Origin of the sequence: Candidatus Magnetobacterium casense, assembly GCF_019173545.1 — a bacterium.
GTDB classification, from domain to species: domain Bacteria; phylum Nitrospirota; class Thermodesulfovibrionia; order Thermodesulfovibrionales; family Magnetobacteriaceae; genus Magnetobacterium; species Magnetobacterium cryptolimnobacter.
Map to the genome: position 1 here is coordinate 1 of NZ_JABXWD010000620.1, position 1549 is coordinate 1549.

At 54.2% G+C, this 1549-nt stretch carries 2 protein-coding genes; both read right to left on the minus strand.

Annotation, left to right across the window (positions count from 1 at the left end; genetic code table 11):
- On the minus strand, positions 1 to 1208 hold a 1208-nt coding region (locus HWQ67_RS18180; protein ID WP_218254109.1), incomplete at its 3' end, for a hypothetical protein.
- A 15-nt stretch (positions 1209 to 1223) separates the two neighbouring features.
- The coding region (locus HWQ67_RS18185) for a hypothetical protein (protein ID WP_218254110.1) at positions 1224 to 1549 on the minus strand (326 nt) is incomplete at its 5' end.

Below are 1549 nucleotides of genomic sequence, written 5' to 3' on the forward strand. Positions count from 1 at the left end.
ATCGTACTACCATTGTTCATGATCGCGTCAACTTTCAATTCTCCAGCGTCCGGGTACACATAAAGGACGTTCTTACCCACGAAATAGCTGGTTGGCACGTTACCCTTAACTCCTATCGTGCAACCTCGCCAAGTCACTGCCTGGCTTACAGTGAAGGTGCCTGGGTTTTCCGCCAGGGTGCACAAGTTTCTTTGTGCTGTTCCGATTCCAGTATAGTAGCTACCGCTTCCGTATATCTTGTCCAGTTGACCTGAATAGTTGGCAGGAATAGCAGTGGTGGTCCAAGTAGCAGCGTCCTGTGCTAGATATCCTGCTATCCAGAGCGTCGGCCCCTCTCCCCAACTTGGGGTCAGAGCGGGAGGATTAGGGTTGACATCGGTGGTGCTGGCTCCGTCGTAAGCGATTTCAGGGGTACCGGTGTACCCTGTTATTCTGTATGTCTCGTGTGCAGAGTTAGTTACCAAATTCGTGGTTATGTTCATACTTGAGCTTTCCGTACCATCAGCCACCCTGTAAGCTACATAGTATCCGTACAACGCGTTTGTGACAAGCCACAGGGTTGTCCACCCAGAGGCAGCTGTTATGGTATGTGAATCATTATCGTAGGTCGTGAACAGCAGAATTAAAAGGTTCCCGGACACAATGTCGCTGGGCAGGCTAACAGTATGGGTGGTCGCTAAGTTGTTGCTGCTTGAATTGGTACTCGCAACCACCGAGAATGCCACGTCACTGTTATTGGTTGTGTTGTCCACCCACGCGTTAAATGTTAGGTTGAAGCTGTTCCCGGGTTCTAGGGCTGCGGCGTCCGTCGTGGTGACGTACCCACCGTATCCGGTTATCACGGGAAAGTCGGACAGTGCAGTGTTCCCTGTGGTCAGGTACCAGTTAACCTGATTGTTCCCTCCAAGCGATGGCACGAATGCCATGATCCTGTCTTCCGCCATCATGTAGATCTGCTCCACACCACCGAGAGTCTCTATCCTAGTGTCCAGAGCGGTGGACGATGTGATGAAACCGTTGGTGATCATCCAATCCACATCAACTGAGCAGTTCACAGCCAAGCCTGTGTAGTCTGTGCCGTTCCCTTCAGCAACGGTAAACGTGGCCCTGTACAGGTAGGCGAGAACAGGGGAGGCAAAAAGGAACAGCAGCACAACTGCTGTCAGCAAAGCCAGGCACAGCTTACCGCGTGTGTATCCGGTTCTCATGTTATCTGTCCTCTTCTACTGTAGCCCGGTTATCATTCCACCGGGCGGGGGAGCCGATCGCGGCGGTCGGCGCCAGACCTGCCTCGACCCGGGTGCGGGACACGGCCGATCGACACAAAGCCTGGTGACATCTGTCACGTCGCTAGTGACACTTGCAGGGACATCCAGCACGTCGTCAGGGACGTCTAGCAGATCTGACATGTCCTCCCCACCGTCACCGAAGACGTCTTCCTCGTCGACAGTCACCAGGTCCTCGATGTACACATCGTTGTCCCGGTCCATGTCCGGCCCCTCGAAGAGGTCGCTGAGGTCGTCGTTCAGCGGCCCCGGTCCCTCTATCC